This is a genomic window from Paraburkholderia fungorum (assembly GCF_003610895.1).
GTDB lineage: Bacteria > Pseudomonadota > Gammaproteobacteria > Burkholderiales > Burkholderiaceae > Paraburkholderia > Paraburkholderia fungorum_B.
The window spans coordinates 1-17,394 of record NZ_MCAS01000003.1; the positions used below are offsets into that span (position 1 = coordinate 1).

At 62.9% G+C, this 17,394-nt stretch carries 17 protein-coding genes; 4 read left to right on the plus strand and 13 right to left on the minus strand.

All coding sequences use genetic code 11. The features are described from left to right. The coding region (gene ilvA, locus BCY88_RS04025) for a threonine ammonia-lyase, biosynthetic (protein WP_120343008.1) at positions 1-1,515 on the plus strand (1,515 nt) is incomplete at its 5' end. 267 nt (positions 1,516-1,782) lie between these two features. Then, positions 1,783-2,955: a 4-hydroxybenzoate 3-monooxygenase gene (locus tag BCY88_RS04030; protein WP_120343009.1), complete on the plus strand. Its 1,173-nt coding sequence runs from the start codon at positions 1,783-1,785 to the stop codon at positions 2,953-2,955. Here BCY88_RS04030 and moeB read toward each other — a convergent pair. The 9 genes from moeB to aceB are packed head-to-tail and all read right to left on the minus strand — an operon-like array spanning position 2,931 to position 12,467. After that, positions 2,931-4,037: a molybdopterin-synthase adenylyltransferase MoeB gene (gene moeB / locus BCY88_RS04035; protein WP_120343010.1), complete on the minus strand. Its 1,107-nt coding sequence runs from the start codon at positions 4,035-4,037 to the stop codon at positions 2,931-2,933. The two genes, BCY88_RS04030 and moeB, sit on opposite strands and share 25 nt — an antisense overlap. Positions 4,038-4,054: 17 nt before the next feature. Next, positions 4,055-5,290, minus strand: coding sequence for an acyl-CoA reductase (locus BCY88_RS04040; protein ID WP_120343011.1), 1,236 nt, complete (start codon positions 5,288-5,290; stop codon positions 4,055-4,057). Continuing rightward, positions 5,287-6,708 (minus strand): AMP-binding protein, encoded by a 1,422-nt coding sequence (locus tag BCY88_RS04045; protein ID WP_120343012.1) that lies wholly within the window; start codon positions 6,706-6,708, stop codon positions 5,287-5,289. The genes BCY88_RS04040 and BCY88_RS04045 overlap by 4 nt, the downstream gene beginning before the upstream one ends. Then, a complete protein-coding gene (locus BCY88_RS04050; RefSeq protein WP_120343013.1) occupies positions 6,705-7,466 on the minus strand; it encodes an SDR family NAD(P)-dependent oxidoreductase in 762 nt (253 codons plus the stop codon). Before BCY88_RS04050 ends, BCY88_RS04045 begins: the two co-directional genes overlap by 4 nt. Before the next feature lie 47 nt (positions 7,467-7,513). Beyond that, positions 7,514-8,281 carry an enoyl-ACP reductase FabI gene (gene fabI / locus BCY88_RS04055; protein ID WP_120343014.1) on the minus strand — a complete coding sequence of 256 codons (768 nt, stop codon included), beginning with the start codon at positions 8,279-8,281 and terminating at the stop codon, positions 7,514-7,516. Beyond that, positions 8,278-9,339, minus strand: a complete 1,062-nt coding sequence (locus BCY88_RS04060; RefSeq protein WP_220669653.1) for a LuxE/PaaK family acyltransferase — start codon at positions 9,337-9,339, stop codon at positions 8,278-8,280. The genes fabI and BCY88_RS04060 overlap by 4 nt, the downstream gene beginning before the upstream one ends. Positions 9,340-9,372: 33 nt before the next feature. Next, positions 9,373-9,612, minus strand: coding sequence for an acyl carrier protein (locus tag BCY88_RS04065; protein WP_120343016.1), 240 nt, complete (start codon positions 9,610-9,612; stop codon positions 9,373-9,375). Positions 9,613-9,653: 41 nt separating this feature from the next. After that, positions 9,654-9,917 carry a MoaD/ThiS family protein gene (locus BCY88_RS04070; RefSeq protein ID WP_120343017.1) on the minus strand — a complete coding sequence of 88 codons (264 nt, stop codon included), beginning with the start codon at positions 9,915-9,917 and terminating at the stop codon, positions 9,654-9,656. 36 nt (positions 9,918-9,953) lie between these two features. Continuing rightward, positions 9,954-12,467, minus strand: a complete 2,514-nt coding sequence (gene aceB / locus BCY88_RS04075) for a malate synthase A (protein WP_120343018.1) — start codon at positions 12,465-12,467, stop codon at positions 9,954-9,956. 772 nt (positions 12,468-13,239) lie between these two features. Here aceB and BCY88_RS04080 point away from each other — a divergent pair. Next, positions 13,240-13,488 (plus strand): hypothetical protein, encoded by a 249-nt coding sequence (locus tag BCY88_RS04080; RefSeq protein ID WP_120343019.1) that lies wholly within the window; start codon positions 13,240-13,242, stop codon positions 13,486-13,488. A 127-nt stretch (positions 13,489-13,615) separates the two neighbouring features. On the opposite strand, the gene BCY88_RS04085 is transcribed toward BCY88_RS04080, so the two are convergent. Together BCY88_RS04085 and BCY88_RS04090 are read right to left on the minus strand one after the other, a co-directional pair. Beyond that, entirely contained in the window at positions 13,616-13,864 is a 249-nt protein-coding gene (locus BCY88_RS04085; protein ID WP_120343210.1) for a hypothetical protein, read from the minus strand. Between the two features lie 78 nt (positions 13,865-13,942). After that, positions 13,943-14,335, minus strand: coding sequence for a hypothetical protein (locus BCY88_RS04090; protein ID WP_120343020.1), 393 nt, complete (start codon positions 14,333-14,335; stop codon positions 13,943-13,945). A gap of 682 nt (positions 14,336-15,017) precedes the next feature. Here BCY88_RS04090 and BCY88_RS04095 point away from each other — a divergent pair. Continuing rightward, complete coding sequence (locus BCY88_RS04095) at positions 15,018-15,572, plus strand: cytochrome b (RefSeq protein ID WP_259461233.1); 555 nt, start codon at positions 15,018-15,020, stop codon at positions 15,570-15,572. A gap of 6 nt (positions 15,573-15,578) precedes the next feature. On the opposite strand, the gene kdgR is transcribed toward BCY88_RS04095, so the two are convergent. Beyond that, a complete protein-coding gene (gene kdgR / locus BCY88_RS04100; RefSeq protein WP_120343021.1) occupies positions 15,579-16,460 on the minus strand; it encodes a DNA-binding transcriptional regulator KdgR in 882 nt (293 codons plus the stop codon). Positions 16,461-16,595: 135 nt separating this feature from the next. Further along, the gene (gene kduD / locus BCY88_RS04105) at positions 16,596-17,351 is read right to left on the minus strand and encodes a 2-dehydro-3-deoxy-D-gluconate 5-dehydrogenase KduD (protein WP_120343022.1); all 756 of its coding nucleotides are present in this window, start codon (positions 17,349-17,351) and stop codon (positions 16,596-16,598) included. Positions 17,352-17,394 lie beyond the last annotated feature (43 nt).

Sequence of the window (17,394 nt, forward strand, 5' to 3'; positions counted from 1 at the left end):
CACGACTACCTGAAGAAAATCCTGACCGCGCGCGTCTACGACGTGGCCCGCGAGACCGAGCTCGAACGTGCGCCGAACCTGTCGGCGCGGCTGTCCAATCCGGTCTATCTGAAGCGCGAGGACAACCAGCCGGTGTTCTCGTTCAAGGTGCGCGGCGCGTACAACAAGATGGCGCATATCCCGGCGGACGCGCTGGAGCGGGGCGTGATTACCGCCTCGGCAGGCAATCACGCGCAGGGCGTGGCGCTCTCGGCGGCCCGCATGGGCGTGAAGGCGATCATCGTCGTGCCGGTGACTACACCGCAGGTGAAGGTCGATGCGGTGCGCGCGCATGGCGGGGCGACGGTCGAGGTCGTGCAGTTTGGCGAGTCCTATAGCGACGCGTACGGACATGCCGTGAAGCTGCAGGAAGAACGCGGCCTGACGTTCGTGCACCCGTTCGACGATCCGTACGTGATCGCCGGCCAGGGCACGGTCGCGATGGAGATTCTCAGCCAGCATCAGGGTCCGATCCATGCGATCTTCGTGCCGATCGGCGGCGGTGGTCTCGCGGCAGGCGTGGCGGCGTATGTGAAATCGGTGCGCCCGGAGATCAGGGTGATTGGCGTGCAGACCGATGACTCGTGCGCGATGGCCGCCTCGCTGAAGGCGGGTGAACGCGTCACCCTGAACGAGGTCGGGCTGTTCTCGGACGGCACCGCGGTCAAGCTGGTGGGCGAGGAAACCTTCCGCCTGTGCAGCGATTATCTCGACGACGTGCTGCTCGTGAACACCGACGCGCTATGCGCGGCGATCAAGGACGTCTTCCAGGACACCCGCAGCGTGCTGGAGCCGGCCGGCGCGCTGGCCGTGGCGGGCGCCAAACAGTATGCCGAGCGCGAAGGTCTCGAAGGCCAGACGTTGATTGCGATCACGTCCGGCGCGAACATGAACTTCGACCGCATGCGTTTCGTGGCCGAGCGCGCCGAAGTCGGTGAAGCGCGTGAGGCGGTGTTCGCCGTGACGATTCCCGAGGAGCGCGGCAGCTTCCGCCGCTTCTGCGAACTGGTGGGCACGCGCAGCGTCACCGAGTTCAACTACCGGATTGCGGACGCGAATTCAGCGCATATCTTCGTCGGCGTGCAGATCAGGAATCGCAGCGAATCGGCGCAGATCGCGGGCGCCTTTGAAGCGCACGGCTTTGCCACCGTCGATCTGACCTTCGACGAACTGTCGAAGCAGCACATCCGCTACATGGTGGGCGGCCGCTCGCCGCTGGCGCATGACGAACGCCTGTTCCGCTTCGAGTTTCCAGAGCGGCCGGGCGCGCTGATGAAGTTCCTCTCGTCGATGGCGCCGAACTGGAATATCAGCCTGTTCCACTACCGCAACCAGGGCGCGGACTACAGTTCGATTCTGGTCGGCATCCAGGTGCCGGAGAGCGAGAACCGCGAGTTCGAGCGCTTTCTCGCTACGCTCGGCTATCCGAACTGGGAAGAGACGCAGAACCCGGTGTACCGCCTGTTTCTCGTGTAACCAGGGCATTGGCGAGGCGGCAGGGCAAACCAATCAGGGTTTACATCGAGGCCTCGCAAAACCATGGCGAGGCTCGACACCGGGTCGACTACGCGCAATCGCCGTCTGGGCAACGATATGGCGCATTTGCGTGTGGTGGGACGCTCCGTGCCGATCTCTCAACTATCTCAAAAATAGATAACGCATATCCACGATATCGCGTTGCGCGATACAGCGCATGATTGTCAAACTGCGTGCAAATCAATGGCCGCATTCAGGAGACAACTCATGCGCACCCAAGTTGGCATCATCGGTGCCGGGCCTGCGGGCCTGCTTCTTTCCCATCTTCTTCATTTGCGCGGCATCGACTCCGTCGTGCTCGAATCGCGCAGCCGCGAACAGATCGAATCCACGATACGCGCCGGTGTGCTCGAACAGGGCACGATGGACCTGCTTACCGAAGCCGGCGTCGGGGCGCGCATGAAGGCTGAGGGCGCGCTGCATCACGGCTTCGAACTGGCCTTCGAAGGCAAGCGCCGTCGTATCGACCTGACCGGACTCACGGGTCATTCGATCACGGTCTATGCGCAGCACGAGGTCATCAAGGACCTGGTCGCCGCGCGCGTCGCGGCCGGCGGCGCCTTGCATTTCGGCGTGACCGATACCTCGCTGCACGGCATCGAGACCGACCAGCCGTCGATCCGCTATCGGCATGAGGGCGTTGCATGCGAACTGCAATGCGACTTCGTGATCGGTTGCGACGGCTCGCAAGGTGTCTCGCGTGCATCGATTCCGCAGGCCCTGCGTAAAGACTTCGAACGCGTCTATCCGTTCGGCTGGTTCGGCATTCTGTGCGAGGGGCCGCCTTCTTCGGATGAGTTGATCTATGCACGGCACGACCGCGGTTTTGCGCTGATCAGCACGCGCTCGCCGAATGTGCAGCGCATGTATTTCCAATGTAATCCTAAGGATTCTGTCGACAACTGGTCCGACGATCGCATCTGGGCCGAACTGCACGCACGCGCCGATTCGCATGACGGGCAGAAAATCGTGGACGGCAAGATCTTCCAGAAGAATATTGTCGGCATGCGCAGTTTCGTGTCGGCCACCATGCAACATGGCCGGCTCTTTCTTGCCGGCGATGCAGCGCATATCGTGCCGCCTACCGGCGCGAAGGGCATGAATCTCGCCGTCGCCGACGTGCGTGTCCTGACTCAGGCGCTGAGTGCATTCTACGTCGAGAATCGCACCGATCTGCTTGACGGTTACAGCGAAACCGCGCTCAAGCGCATCTGGCGTGCCGAGCATTTCTCGTACTGGATGACGAGCATGATGCACCGCATTGAAGGCGCATCGCCGTTCGAGCAGCAGTTGCAGGTGGCCGAGCTCGAATATGTGACCACGTCGCGCGCGGCCGCTACCGCGATGGCGGAAAACTATGTGGGCGTCGCGGCGGTATAAGGCCTGACGTTGTGGCTGCAACGCGGGCAGGCGGGATCGCGTTGCAGTTGCAGGCGATTGAAGCGCATGCCTAGCGCGTCGAATTGCAACAGGACGCCGGACAAGGATTCGCCGATACCCAGAATCAGTTTGATCGCTTCGGTGGCCTGCAACAGTCCGATCACGCCGGGCAACACGCCGAGTACACCGGCCTCGGCGCAGTTGGGGGCGAACTCCGGCGGCGGTGGTTCAGCGAACAGGCAGCGATAGCAACTGCCGCCTTCCCGCGCGGGCCAGAACACGCTGACCTGTCCATCGAAACCTTGCACGGCGCCGTACACCATCGGCAAGCCGAGGCGCACGCATGCATCGTTCACGAGGTAGCGGGTGGAAAAATTATCCGAGCCGTCAATCACGACGTCGTGCCCGTCCAGCAGACTCTCCACATTGTCCGCGAGCAGGCGGGTGCGCTGCTGTTCGACCATCACGTGAGGATTCAGCGCCTGCAAGGTCCGGCAAGCCGATTCGACTTTCGGCCTGCCGACGTCGGAATCGCGATGCAGTACCTGCCGTTGCAAGTTGCTGCGATCGACAACATCGTCGTCGATCAGCCTGATATGTCCGATCCCGGCCGCGGCCAGATACATTGCGACCGGCGAACCGAGGCCGCCCGCGCCGACCAGCGCGACCCGGGCGTTAGCGAGCTTGCGCTGCCCGTCGAGTCCTACTTCGGGCAAGCGCAGATGACGCGAGTAGCGTTCCAGGAAGTCCGCATCCGCGGTGGCCTCGCTCATCGGCAAGCCGGCGGCTTCCCATGCGCCGGTTCCACCGCTGACCGAGTAGATGTGAAGATAGCCCGCGGTTTGCAGCACGCCCGCGCATTGTCGTGAGCGAATGCCTGTCGCGCAGATCAGGATGATTTCGGCAGCGAGATCTGGCAGCCAGGCACTCAGGCTGGCCTCCAGCTGCGACTTGCTGACGCCTGTCGCGCCTTGTGCCATGCCGGCTGCCCGTTCTCCGTCTTCGCGCACATCCACGAGCAGTGCGCCCGACTGCTGGCGCTCAAAGGCCTGACCAGGCGCGAGTTCGACAACGGCTTTCATGGCGGTACTCCAAGGGTTCAGCTTATCGTGACGAGGCGAGTGAACTCGCGCAGGAGGTCATAGCCGTCCCAGATCGTCGAGAATTCCAGCGCGCGGCCCATCGGCACAATGCGATCAAGACCACGCCCACCCAGGCGCTGGGCGAACGACAACATGTCGTCGGCGCTGAAGCCGAAATAGGTCAGCGTCTGGTCCTGGCGCAGCAACAGGGGCGTCAGTTCGTCGAGGGAGTCCACACGCAACTGGGCAAAGGTGCCGGTACCGAGCCACCTGCGCGGCAGACGCACGGGCGTGGTGAGTTGCACGGTAGAGATTTCATTGCCGATGAAGCGCACCGCATCGGCGACGCCTTCAGCCGCGAGACCATAGGTGGCAGCGTGTTTTTGAATCGCCATGGCGGCGTCGATGCGCGGTCCACGGGCGTCCACGATTTGCCGGAGCAAGGTCGTGAACACGGCCTGCGCGTCTTCCACCGCGGACGCTGCGCCGATCCAGAAAATGGCGCCGGGCGACGCGCAAGCGGCCTGACCGAACAGGTAAGCGTCGGAGTGAAACGCTTCCACTGCTCGCCGGCGCTCCAGCGGCCCGGCTGCGAGAAACGCAGACGCGGAAATCGTCGCGAACGAGGATCGGTTGGGGAAGGTGAGTTCGCGTGCCGATGGCCGCAGCGGTGCGCGGCGAATCTCGCGGATGGCCTGATCGCCGCCCCACAGCACACGCAAGTCACAAGCGGCGGAAAATGCCGCGGTGGCGGCTTCGTCATGGTGACTGTAGCTCACGATTCGCTGCGTGGCGGCGATGACCGGATCGGCCTGATCCAGACTCTCGACCAGCGCGAACAGCACCGCCTGCGTGACCTCTCCGCCGCGCTCCGACAGGCGCACGACGTTGCGGTTTCCGGCAAGCGCGGCCAATGCCCAGGAGTAGACGAACACCGTATCGGCATTGCCGGGTGCAACGTGAAACACCAGACCCAGCGGACGACGCACGAAGCGCATCGAGCGGCTTTCCGCATCGAGCCGCGCCAGTTCCGCGCGCAGGTGGCTGCGACGCAGGTAAGCGCCGAGCGGCCCCAGCTCGGGGTGACGGCGGGCATACGCCGGTGTGCGCAGGCGGTGGCCCACCGCATCGAGAAAATCGAGCATGCGCTCGTCGCCCACGTGCAAGGCCGGCCCGTCTTGCGGATCAGCCAACGCTTCGAGCAAGGCTGTCGCCGCGTTCGGCGCGGCCGGCGGGAATAGCGGCTGGATCATCCCGGTGCCCCACCGTCGGCCGCAGCGCGAATGAGCGACCGGTAATCGATCTTGCCGTTGCGCAGCAAGGGCAGTCTCTCAATGCTGCGCGCGCGTACGCCATGGCGGTTCACGCGCAGAAGTTCGGCAATGTGCCGGGAAATCGATTCCAGACGGGTGGGCTCAGTTTCGCCTTCGCACCACAACACGATTGCCTCGTCGTCGACCGATACGGCGGCGCTGATGCCTTCGGCGCCGGCTTCGGCAGCAAGGCGTTCGACGGCGTCGAGATTGATACGTAGACCGAACAGCTTGGCCATTCGTTTGAGGCGGCCTTCGAGATAGAGGTAACCGTCCTCGTCGAACCGGCCGATGTCGCCTGTATGCAGGACGCCGCCCTGAACGTCGCCATGGGCAAGTTCGGCAGCACTGTCCGCATATCCCATCATGACACTCGGCCCGCGGAAGATGACTTCACCGGCGACGCCGGGCTGGCGCGTTTCTGCGCCGGTTTCGTCGAGGATCGACAGGCGTCCCCCGGGCACGGCCAGTCCGACCGACGTGGACTTGTCCGCAACCCGCTGTGCGGGCAGAACCGCCATACGGGCCGTGGCCTCGGTTTGCCCGTACATGAGAAAGAAGCGTCCGCCCACCCGGCCGATGTCCGCGGCCAGATGCGTGATCAGCTCCGGACGCATGCGGCTGCCGGATTGGGTCAACGTACGCAGACTGGGATGCGCCGAGGGCGTCCAGCGCAAGCGCGCCAGCAGCTCATAAGTGTGCGACACCGCGGCCAACGACGTGGCGCGATGGATATCGACGGCCGTCCAGAAGTCCGCGCCGATCACGGGGTGCGTTGTTACGAGGAGTGTGGCGTCGGCTGCCAGGTGGCTGTTCAGCACCGACAAGCCATAACCGAGGTGAAACGGCAAGCTGGTCGGCGCGATGTCCTCCGGGCCGATGCCGAGCGCTTGCACGATCGCATCGGCATTGGCGAACACGCCCTGACGTGAGAGGCGCACCATGCGTGCCGCGCCGGTCGAACCGGAAGTCGTCAGCAGCAACGCCAGATCGGGATGGACAGCCGCCGCGGCGGTCGACCTGATCCAGCCGGTGCCGGCATGGCGATAACCGTCTGGCGCAGGCTCCGCGGTTCCGGGCTGCCAGAGACCGGCCGGCTCGAATCGCTCGACGAGTTCCGCGAGCGTATCCGGCGCAATTTGCGGGTCGAGCAGCGCGAGCGGTCGGCGTTGGCGCAGCGCGGCGAGATAACGGCACACGGTATCGATCGTCCAGGGCGCGGGCAGCAGGAGCAGGCCGGCGGGCATCGTGTGCAATTCGTCTTCCATCGTCTGAATGCGCGCCTCGAGTTCAGACCCGTTCCAGGTCCGGTCGTGAGCCACATCGATCAGACGGGCGTGAGTACCGAATGCTTTCATAGGGTCAAACCTCCGTCGACACCCAGCACCTGGCCGGTGATAAAGGACGCATCGTCGCTGAGCAGGAAGCGGATCGTGGCGGCCACCTCGGTGGCGTTGCCCAGTCTGCGCAGCGAGGTTTGTGCGCAACGTGCCGTGATCACGTCGGCGGGAACGTTCGCCAGCAGATCGGTATCGATCAGGCCTGGCGCCACCGCATTCACGCGGATACCGAGTGGCCCGAGTTCTTTGGCCGCCGAGCGGGCCAGCGCGGCGATTCCGGCTTTGCTTGCCGCGTAGACCGCCTGACCCGCGGCGCCGCGCTCTCCAACCAGCGAAGCGAGCAGGACGATAGCGCCGCGGCGGCGGCGCATCATTACCTTTGCCGTGACTTGCAGCACTTCGATGGCGCCGAGCAGGTTGACGTCGAGCAGATGGCGCGCAACGGGCTCGCCGGTCAAACCCAGCGGGGTGTTCTGCAGCACGCCCGCGCTGAGCACCAGCGCATCGATGCTGTTGTATTCGGTGGCGATGGACTTGATGACCGGGCTGATCGAACCATACTCGCGCAGGTCCAGCGCGAGGCCTGCCGACCTGATGCCATAGTCGGCCGCAAGCTGGCGCGCCTCGTGTTCTGCTCTTGCGCGGTCCGTGCCGGTGAGAACGACCGTGGCTCCGGCCGCGGCCAGCATGCGCGCGCAGGCCTCGCCGATGCCGCGCGTGCCGCCGATCACCACCGCAACCCGATTGCTGAAAAGCAGACCCTCTGACGCTGACATTGTCGCTGTCGTATTCATCGCTGCCCTCGAAGCCGCACGCCGTTCATTCAGGCGCCTACTGCATGGAAGCCGCCATCGGCATGCACGATCTCTCCGGTGGTGGCGGGAAACCAGTCAGATAGCAGGGCGACGCAGGCTCGTGCGACGCCACTGGCGTCCGCCGGATTCCAACCCAACGGCGCGCGCGACCGCCATGCCGCGACGATGTCGTCGAAACGCGGCTCACCGTGTGCGGCAGCGGTGCGTAAAGGACCTGCCGCGACCAGGTTGACGCGTATTCCGCGCGCGCCCAGCTCACGGGCCAGATAGCGTGCACTCGATTCCAGCCCGGCCTTTGCCACACCCATCCAGTTGTAGCCGGGCCAACTGACCGAGGCGTCGAAATCGAGCCCCACGATCGCACCACCGCGATCCATCAACGGCAATACGGCAGCAGTCAGCGCCTGGAGCGAATAGGCCGACACGTGCAAGGTGGTCGCGACATCGGCCCACGTTGTTGCCAGAAAATCGCCGCCGATGGCCGCGTGCGGCGCGTAAGCGATCGAATGCACGATACCGTCCAGCCGCGATATATGCGGACGCACACGCTCGGCGAGAGTGGCCAGTTGCTCGGGGCGCGTGACATCGAGTTCAACGATCGGCGGCGTCAGCGGCAGCCGTCTGGCCGTGTGTTCGACCATGTGCAGCCGGCCGTGGCCGGTTAGCACGATTCGCGCACCTTGCTCCTGGGCCAGTTTGGCAACAGCGAAAGCAATCGAAGCGTGATCGATGACGCCGGTAATCAGCAGGTGCTTGCCTTCGAGCAGGCCACTCATGGCCGCGCTCCGGCACTGCCTTCAGGCAGGGTGTCCGCACAACCGCGAGGCTCGGCGCGCGGCAGCCGGCCCAGCACGGCGAAGCGCTTGCCCGGCCATTCGCCGTCATCGATGCCGTGCACGACCCCCATGTCTTCGGTCAGCAGCACGTGGCCGGGATGCGCGCGCGGTGCGGCGCTCAGCACCTCGATGACCCCTGGGGTGCCTGTCGCCGCCTCTTCCCAGGTGAGCGGATCGCGGATGATGACGTCGGCAAAATCCGGGCAATAGAGCCCGTCGCCCGAGGGGGATTCGACATGGATGGTGCCGCCTTGCTCGACCATCCCGTAGAAGTTGTGGCAGCGGCGAAGGCCCGTTGCCTCACGAAAGCGCGTGCGGAATTCCTGCGGCGACACCGACTTGTCGGCGAGTTTTTTCCAGCCGCCTGTGTGCAGCAGCAGGGCGTTGCTCAGATCGAGCGCGCGCGCTTGTGCCAGTTCGAAGAGCTGGGTCCACACGAGAGACGTGAAACCGAAGATCAGGAAGCTTGCGTGAGCGTGCCGTTGCAGGAAATGTTCGACCGCGGCCGCGTCGATGCGTTGCTCGGCGTTCAGCGCGAAAACGTGCTCGCGGCCGACGTTCATCACGCCCAGCACCGTCGCGCCGCGGATCGACGAGCGCTCCTCGCGTACCGCCGAAGGCGAGTCGACAATCAGCAGCGGCAGACGGCGCGGCCCAGTGAGCTTCTCGAGCGTCGCCGCGAGCATGCGGCGCTGGTGTTCCGCGGCGTCGCGATCCAGTGCGATCCGGCTGACGCCTGTACCCGTGGTGCCGGAGGAAGTGAGTATTGCTACCTGTTCGTGCCCGGTGCTGATCAACGGATGTTCCTTGAAAAGTCGCACCGGCAACCATGGCAGCTCGCCTGCTTGAGCGTAGCGCCGCTGCGGCGAGTGCCCAATCGCATCCAGCACGCGCGCATAGGCCGGACAAGCCCGGCGATGATGGCCGATCAGTTCGATCAGGCGCGCGAGGAGCACGTTCTGACGCATGGGGTGGCTGAGGGATGAATCAGGTTCCATTGCGGGTTCCACGCTCTGGTGCCTGCCGTGGGCTCAGTCTCGCGCGCCGAGATCGCGCAGCAGATCCACGGCAGCGATGAAGGTATCCATTTTCAACGCGCGTCCGGTATCGATCTCGACGTGAAACTCGTCTTCGATCGCCGAAATCAGCAATACGGCGCCGAGCGAATCCCAGCCCGGTGTCTCCTGATAACGCAGCGCCGAATCGGGTACCTTGGTGTCCAGTTCCAGTACCGTATCGAATACCGACCGCAATCTGGTGTCGAGCGACATGGGGTTTCCTTTCTGGATGGGTTGTTGCCGAGCCGCATAGTTCAACCGCCGGCAATAGCCGTCATGATCTCGACCGAATCGCCGGCCGAGAGCGGCCGTGACAGGTCGCTGCGAACCACTTCACTGTTGATCGCGAGCCGCAGCGTACGGCGCAGCGCGCCGTCTGGAGCACTCAGCAGTTGCTCCAGGTCGGGATAGTCGGCGAATAGCGCGCGAAAGGCGCCGGCAAGGGTGTCCGTTTCATAGCCGATCCGGCGCTGGTAACCCACGTGCCTAAGTAGAGATCCGGAAAACACGAACGTCATGGTCAGCTCCTCTTTCGGGTCTTTTTCGCGCCGGCGTCATGCCTGGGCGAATACTTCGAGCGCGTCGCCGGCGAGTTCGCCTGAGGCGCTCAGCAGTTGATGAACGAAGTGCGCTTCGGTGCCCACGCGGTATGCGCGAGTCACGACCTGACCGCGGTCGAACAGCATGTATGGCCGCCGCAAACCGATGCTGATGCGCTCGATCCGCTTGCTCAGGCCTGCAACGAGAGCTGGGTGCGCCTGCAGAAGCTCGATCACCATGGCCTCGCGGCTGTCGCCGACGTAGTCGCACACGTGCTCCGAATACCATTGGTCGGCCACTTCGCACGCGTGGCGATAGACGGTGAATTCGTGTCTGGATTCAGCAATGGCCTGCGCGTCCGCCGGCACGCGTGCAGCACCGCGGTTCAACAGCACAGGCCGACTGTCGATGTCGTCCGGACAGTCCAGCAGCGTCTGGGCCAGTTCAGCGGGCACTCGCCCTGGCGCCGCCGCGAGTGTGTCGGGCGACTCGATGCGAACGCATACCTCCTGCAAGTGGAGGCTGGCCAATGGTGCACCGTGATCGGCGATCAGCAGCACGTCCACGTCCTGCAGGCTGTGAAAGCGTTTTGGGTTCCAGGTTCTGACCCGGGTGGTGACAGAGAGCGCTTGGCAGTCGTAGAACGTGGCCGGATGCAGGTACTCGATCTCGAGGCCGATCGGCACGAAACCGGTCGCGTGATCGCGAATGAGCGCGGCGTGAGAGACGGCGTGTTCGGCCAGCCAGGCTGACCAGCCCATGAAACCAAATGAAAACGCGACTCGCGGCTTGAGTTGCAAATGCGTGAACATGCCGCTGCTGCAGGTCAGGGTGAAGCGCGTTTCGCGCTCCGCTTTGATATGCCGCGCGGGTTGGCCGGTTCCTGTTCCGGGCGTGGCTGCAGCGATTGCAGCGGTTGCAGTGGTTGCGGCGTCATGCGAGGCGGAATGTGTCTGGTTGAGCCGGGCGTAGCCGGAGATCGTCAGGAAATCGGGGAAATCTTCTTGCAGAGCCACCTCGTCGAACAGGGCTTGCGCCTGTTCGATACCTTGCTCCGAAAAACCTTCGCTCGACTCGGCACTGTATTTGCCGATTTCCTCGCGAAGCAGGGCGCGCACCAGTTCAAGCGTCACGCGGCGTCCGTCGTGCAGGCGCGCGCCATGGTGCAGCCATTGCCAGATCTGCGCGCGCGCAATCTCGACAGTCGCGACGCCTTCCATAAGGCCAAACAGTCTGACCGATCCGTTGCCGCGCAACCAGGCATCCAGATAGCGGATCGAGACGGCGATGTTGGAGCGTAAGCCGTGTTCGGTGATGTGGCCGCCGATCTGGTTGGCGGCCCCGAGTTGCGCGGCTGTTATCGCGGCGCCGTCATGGACCCGGCCGATCTGATGCGCGCGTGCGGCGAGGACGGGGGCGAAGGCGGCGTGACAGACCTCAACCAGGTCGGGGTGAACGACCCAGGTGCCGTCGAAACCTTCAGCCGCTTCGCGTTCCTTGTCGCGGCGTACCGCTTCGATCGCGCGAGCGCGCGCCGCGGGATCGTGCCGATCCGGAATCTGCGTGGCGACGCCGCCCAACGCATGCGTGCCGCGGCGATGACAGGTCCGCAGCAACAACTCGGTGTAGGCCTGCATGAACGGCAAACCCATCGTCAATTCCGATCGATCGGGGAGAACGAAGTCAGGCCGGTGGCGGAATTCCCTCGCGATACTGAATAGATAATCCCAGCGTCCAGCTGTGAGTCCGGCTGCGTGCGGACCCAGCGCGTGCAGTATTTCGTCCATCTCGTACGCGGCGCCGATATGCTCGACAATCACGGTGGCACGGATGCTGCCGCGCGCGATGCCGATCCAGTCCTGAGCAAACTCGAACACATCGTTCCAGAGCCGCGCTTCGAGGTGATTTTCCAGTTTGGGCAAGTAGAAATAGGGGCCGCTGCCGCGCTCGATCTGCTTGCGCGCGCAGTGGAAGAAATACAGTCCAAAGTCGACCAGACTGGCCGATGCCGCTTGCCCGTCGACGAGCACGTGTGCTTCCGGCAAATGCCAGCCGCGGGGCCGGACCACAATCGCAGTCGATCTATCCCTAAGGCGGTATTGCTTGCCTGTCGCGTCCTCGTAGCTGATCTCGCCGGAGACCGCGTGGCGCAGGTTGCGCTGACTCACCATGACGTTTCGGCAAGTGGGCGATAGCGCATCTTCCAGGTCGGCTATCCAGACCTGCGCATGGGCATTGAGCGCATTGATGACAAGCTTGCGGCTGTTCGCCGGGCCCGCGATTTCCACGCGGCGGTCGAGCAGATCGTCGGGAGGCGGTGCAACGCGCCAATCCGGATCGTTGCGGATGTTTTCTGTATTGCTGAGGAATTCGAAGCGACTGCCGCGACGGCGGCGATGAGCGTTCTCCTTGCGGGCCACGAGAATGCGTTGTCGCGGCTGCGCGAATTCGCGATTCAACGCCGCGACAAAATCCGCAGCGCCGGCGCAAAAGAGGTCAGGGAACTGCGCCAATGCGTCACCTTCCATGGCACAGGCCGAGTGCGTTCTGTTGATCAAATGAGACTCCACACCGGGGTGTTCTATACGTTCGTTGCCAGTGATTCGCGCCTACGCGAAGCGTGCTTTATCCAGACGCCGCATCCGCGCGCCGCTTTCAATAGCGCAACGTGGATGAACGGAATTTCCCCGGTATTGCGGCCCTCGGCAGTCATCCAAAGACTTTATGAATATCTTTAACCCACTTGCGCATTCTGATGTGCAAAGTAATGCTAGAAATGCAGTGCGTACAAGTCAATTAAATTCGCAAATTAAAACCCGCTATATCTGATTGAAATTGGAAAATTTCATTGATTATTATTTAAAAATATTTGATAAAAATTATATGCAAATTGAATTCGATGGCATGTGGTAATCCTTAAATGATCGTGGATCAGGCAAGTCGACTTGCACGGGCTTACGTATTTGTGGCGTGCCATCAATTCAATGAACGCCGGGATCGTGATGGAGCGGCGACGATTGTTGCGCCGCAATATTGCGCATGGATTGTCGCGGGAATCTGCTTGTAGCCGAGCGTTTATAGAATGTACTTCGACATTTTTTCAATCCGCCAGGCCCCGCCGGCCCGGTATACGCCGGCAAACCCTTGATGGACGGGCTTCTGACATTGTCGTCTCAAAAGCAACAGTGAATTCAGGAATGGAGGATTTATCCGCGCCTGATCCGCTTCTAGACTAGCTTCATCGGCTGCAGCACCCATCGCAACTGCAGCGCGTGCAAGTCAATCTCTGGAGGTGGTTTCATGAAATCGCTCATTAAAGCTGTTGCTTTCGCCCTGGTTCTTGGCGCCCCGATCGCTTCGTTTGCGCAATCGAATCAGCCGGCCCCGCAAAACGCACAGGGTGCGCAGGCACAGGTTTCCGGACAGCAAGGCGTTCGTCAAGCCGATACCAGTGGTTACGGTTCAGGCAGCCACGGTACATGGCAAGCCGGTCACGGCAACGATACGACGCTCAGTTCCTATTCGCCGCCGATTTATAACGCGCGTTAAGGGAAAAACGCAGTATCCGGTTCAGCGCAGCGCTGCTGGGCTGGTTCGATATTCATGAGTCGACTAAAAGAGGCCGGTCATCGAAACATGTTTCGATGACCGGCCTCTTTTTATGTTCGTCGTGCGCTTATTGCGTGCGCAGGAGGGTCATCTCGTTGCGTAGCAAGGCCCGAAGGTCGTCGTCGGTGGGTCGCGTACCCCAGTGCCGCGCGCCGGCCACCGATGCAATCGCGATCCACGAGTGTGGTGGAAACCATTCACGAAGGACGGCGCCGTCCTGACGCAAACACAACTGGCCGGTCTGTTCGCTGTATTCGGCGGAGATGACCGCGCCGTCGATGTGCGCGGTTACGCGCCGTGGATCGTTGCGTAGCAAATCGTCGCTCCTGCAAAAGATGTGGCGCGAATGCCGGCGTGGGCCAGTCGCGTCAGCGACGCCGCTACGGCCCATGCCTTAGTGATCGCCCCGGCCGTGATCGTCGCCATGGCCGTGCCAGTCGCCGTGATCGCCACCGTGGTCGTGCCAATCACCGCGTGGACCATCACGATAGCCGCGTGCGTCGTGCCATTCGCGCTCGTGGTGGCGCTCTTCCCACTCGCGTCGTTCCCAATAGCGGTGGCCGTCGTAATAGCGCTCGCCGTACCAGCCAGGACTCACCACGACGACCGGCGGCGCGGGCGCGTAGACGGGAGGAGGCGGGGCATAGACCGGCGCGGGCGCATAGGCCACGCCCGGAATGCCGATGTTCACGCCTACGTCGACGTGCGCCAGCGCGGCAGAAGATGCCCCGATCCCCAGACCTGCAACGATGGCGAGGGACAGCCAGCGGCTTCGTGAATTGCTCATGTTTTATTCTCGGGTTTTGCTATTGAGTGTGGAGTGCGCCGCGCCGTCGGCGCTTAGTAATGGTCGTGGTAGTGGTCGTGATAACCGCCCTCGGGGACGACAATGCAACCGCCCAATGCGCTGCCGAGGGTGACAGCCAGCAGGACCAGCGCGAGAATTCGTTTCATGATGTTGTGCTCCCTTTTACGTATGAGCGAACTCTACTGAGCGACTGGATTACCGATGTGTTCGTGTGTAACAGGACGTGTCGATTTCTTCGCTTGCCGGCTGCCTTCACGACAGGGTGCGGGGATCGGGTTCAGCATGGCGATCGGCCATTCTGATGACGAGATGTCGGCGGCCAACCCGTTGAGCGCACTATGAAAATTGCTGAAGCCGCGCGCATCGTATGGTCCCGGGCGGGTCAATGCGTGTGCGTATGAACAATCGGAACGGGCGCGACGTGGCCGGCTTCCGCGTGCATGCAGAACGGATACATTCGGTTGCAGACTCGCGATGCGTGTCGGCCTCACGCATCACCAAGCGAACCGCCTGATCGCTGATGCGCTGCCGATGCTTCGCCGTTTCATGTTCCTGAAAGAGATCGCCAGGCATGGCATCAGCTTCTCTTAAGATTTGACCCGTAGCATCCCGCGTGAGTGCACTTTCCATTCTATGGCTTCACTGCGGCTACAACATTTTCATGACCATGCGATCGGATCCCGCCAGTTTCTCGCGCTACGCATCAGGCTATGACGGCGTAGCCAGGTTTCTTCACTGGCTGGTGGTCTTGTTGATTGCCGCGCAGTTCGTGATCGGCTGGACCATGCCGGATATTCATAAGGGCACGCGGCCCGACGGCTTGATCGCGTGGCACCTCGGTGTGGGTGCAACGCTGATTGCGGCGGTGGTGGTGAGAATCATCTGGCGTTTTACGCACGCGCCGGCGCCTGCATCGGTTTCGCCTTTTTTCCGTGTCGTTTCGCACGTCACGCACGGTCTTCTTTATCTCGCGCTGCTGGTGGTGCCCTTGCTTGGGTGGGCCAATGCGTCTTCGCGCGGGTGGTCTGTCAAGCTGCTTGGCGTATTGCCATATCCGGCCATTTCACCGGTGGGTTCGTCAGTCGGGCATGAGATGGGCGATATTCACGGCTATCTGGCCTGGGTGTTGTTCGCGTTGATCGCATTGCACATCGCGGCGGCGTTGTTTCATCGCTTCGTGCTCAAGGATCAGACATTGCAGCGGATGTTGCCGTAGCCGTTGTCAGCTCAACCCTTCGACCACGGCCTGTTCATTTGCCGTTGCCTCGCGATAACCGAGCCGCGTCGAGATCGCGAGACCCGCTTGCTTGAGTAGCGCGACGTAGTGCGATTTCGTATCGGCGCCGCAGCGCATGGTCGGAAACGAAATCGACAGACCGGCGATCACGCGGCCGAAGCGATCGAACACCGGCACCGCGAGACACCGCAAACCTTCTTCCTGTTCCTCGTTGTCCTCGCCATAGCCCTGCTCGCGCACATGCGGCAGGATGCTGAGCACGGCCTCGGCGGAGACGAGCGTCTTTTGCGTCGACTTGCGGAATTCCACATGCGAGAGAACGTCGCGCGCTTCGGCCGGCTGCATCCACGCGAGCAGCACCTTGCCGATCGCGGTGCTGTGCAGTGGATTGCGGCGGCCGATCCGGGACTGCATGCGCAGCCCGTAGTCGGCGTCGATCTTGTGGATGTAGATGATGGCATCTTCGTCGAACGCGCCGAGGTGGACCGCCTCGCGCGTGGCCTGACCGATGCGGCGCATCTCGATGTCGGCCTCGCGCACGAGATCGACGCTCTCGAGCGCCTTCGCGCCGAGTTCGAACAGGCGGATGGTGAGCCGGTAGCGTTCGGTTTCGACTTCCTGGGTTACATAGCCGAGCGCTTTTAGCGTCTGGATTACGCGGTGTACGGTGGTCTTCGACATATCGAGCCGTTGTGACAACTCGCTGATGCCGATCTGTCCGCTATCGCCGATCGCACCGAGAATCGCGAAAACCCGGCCGATCGACGAAGCCGATTCGCCCTTGTCGCTGGCCATGCCACCCGTGCTATCCGCTTCCGGCACGTGTGCGCTGTCGTCGCTTTTGCGCTGTTTGCCCATTGCTGCCATTTCCGTATTTCCCTGTTGATGCCGGCCCGATCGAAACACGATCGCGGCCCGTTGCCTGCCGCCTGCCACTCACCGCCGTTCGAAGCCGGGAGGATACCGTGTCCCGCGATCCGCCCGGCCTTTGTTTGCGTCAGGCTAGCGTGCGAGCCACCCGCCGTCTACTGCAAGCGTATGGCCGTGCACGTAGTCCGATGCCGGCGAGGCGAGGAATACGACCGGTCCGGCGAGATCGTCCGGCGTGCCCCAGCGGCCGGCCGGAACGCGGCCGAGAATTTCTTCGTTACGTTGCACGTCGCCGCGCAGCGCCGCCGTGTTCGCGGTTGCCATGTAACCCGGCGCGATCGCATTCACGTTGATGCCGTGCGCGGCCCATTCGTTCGCGAGCAGCCGCGTGAGACCGAGCACGCCGCTTTTCGATGCGGTATAGGACGCCACGCGTATGCCGCCCTGGAACGACAGCATCGACGCGACGTTGATGATTTTGCCGCCGCTTTGCTGCTTCACGAACTGCCGCGCCACGGCCTGCGAAAGAAAGAACACGCTCTTCAGGTTGACGTCCATGACGGCGTCCCAATCGGCTTCGCTGAACTCGAGCGCGTCTTCGCGGCGGATGATGCCTGCGTTGTTCACGAGCACGTCGACGCGGCCGAACGCTTCGACGGCGGCGTGCACGATGTCCTCGACCGGAGCGATCGAGCCGAGGTCCGCGCGCACATCCGCGAAACGGCGGCCGGCCGCTTTGACCTGTGCGGGCGTTTCGCCGGCGTCCGCGCGGCTCACGCCGACGATGTCGCAGCCGGCCGTGGCGAGCGCGACGGCCATGCCGGCGCCGAGGCCCGCGTTGCTGCCGGTGACGATGGCGACCTTGCCGGTCAGATCGAAGGTGTTCACTATGCGTGGGCTCCTATGGTGCCGATGATGTTCTGCTTGGCCA

Excerpts from the sequence above, each read along its gene's own strand:
- BCY88_RS04030 (WP_120343009.1), top strand. The coding sequence starts at position 1,783 with ATGCGCACCCAAGTTGGCATCATCGGTGCCGGGCCTGCGGGCCTGCTT.
- moeB (WP_120343010.1), bottom strand. The coding sequence starts at position 4,037 with ATGAAAGCCGTTGTCGAACTCGCGCCTGGTCAGGCCTTTGAGCGCCAG.
- BCY88_RS04040 (WP_120343011.1), bottom strand. The coding sequence starts at position 5,290 with ATGATCCAGCCGCTATTCCCGCCGGCCGCGCCGAACGCGGCGACAGCC.
- BCY88_RS04045 (WP_120343012.1), bottom strand. The coding sequence starts at position 6,708 with ATGAAAGCATTCGGTACTCACGCCCGTCTGATCGATGTGGCTCACGAC.
- BCY88_RS04050 (WP_120343013.1), bottom strand. The coding sequence starts at position 7,466 with ATGTCAGCGTCAGAGGGTCTGCTTTTCAGCAATCGGGTTGCGGTGGTG.
- fabI (WP_120343014.1), bottom strand. The coding sequence starts at position 8,281 with ATGAGTGGCCTGCTCGAAGGCAAGCACCTGCTGATTACCGGCGTCATC.
- BCY88_RS04060 (WP_220669653.1), bottom strand. The coding sequence starts at position 9,339 with ATGGAACCTGATTCATCCCTCAGCCACCCCATGCGTCAGAACGTGCTC.
- BCY88_RS04065 (WP_120343016.1), bottom strand. The coding sequence starts at position 9,612 with ATGTCGCTCGACACCAGATTGCGGTCGGTATTCGATACGGTACTGGAA.
- BCY88_RS04070 (WP_120343017.1), bottom strand. The coding sequence starts at position 9,917 with ATGACGTTCGTGTTTTCCGGATCTCTACTTAGGCACGTGGGTTACCAG.
- aceB (WP_120343018.1), bottom strand. The coding sequence starts at position 12,467 with ATGGAAGGTGACGCATTGGCGCAGTTCCCTGACCTCTTTTGCGCCGGC.
- BCY88_RS04080 (WP_120343019.1), top strand. The coding sequence starts at position 13,240 with ATGAAATCGCTCATTAAAGCTGTTGCTTTCGCCCTGGTTCTTGGCGCC.
- BCY88_RS04090 (WP_120343020.1), bottom strand. The coding sequence starts at position 14,335 with ATGAGCAATTCACGAAGCCGCTGGCTGTCCCTCGCCATCGTTGCAGGT.
- BCY88_RS04095 (WP_259461233.1), top strand. The coding sequence starts at position 15,018 with ATGACCATGCGATCGGATCCCGCCAGTTTCTCGCGCTACGCATCAGGC.
- kdgR (WP_120343021.1), bottom strand. The coding sequence starts at position 16,460 with ATGGCAGCAATGGGCAAACAGCGCAAAAGCGACGACAGCGCACACGTG.